This is a genomic window from Pseudomonas viridiflava, assembly GCF_900602065.1.
In the GTDB taxonomy this organism is placed as follows: domain Bacteria; phylum Pseudomonadota; class Gammaproteobacteria; order Pseudomonadales; family Pseudomonadaceae; genus Aquipseudomonas.
Map to the genome: position 1 here is coordinate 1 of NZ_UWFN01000296.1, position 279 is coordinate 279.

Genomic DNA, 279 nt, shown 5'->3' on the forward strand with positions numbered 1-279 from the left:
GGCCGATGTGATGTAACTCGATCGGCTTTCCGTTGGCATCCAGCGGAGCCCTTCCCGACTTCATCCGGTCCAGGTTGGTGGTACCCATATAATCTTTTTGATCGTAATCGATGTCGGTACGAATCAGTGCATCCTTGCCATTGACCTCGGCCGGTTCAAGATTCGCGCCTTCATAGATTTTCGCTTCGGCTTCACTACCGATAGCATCCAGAACCTCTTTTGGAACGCCCAGCAGTTCAAGCCGCTCACGGGTTTCCGGCGACATTTGCGGTAGCTCCA

The 279-nt window shown here is 53.4% G+C and carries 1 protein-coding gene; it reads right to left on the reverse strand.

Translation table 11 applies throughout. The annotated features are described in order from the left end of the window. A partial coding sequence (locus EE949_RS22410) for an HNH/ENDO VII family nuclease (protein ID WP_241152862.1) occupies positions 1-265 on the reverse strand: 265 nt, incomplete at its 3' end. Positions 266-279: the final 14 nt, after the last annotated feature.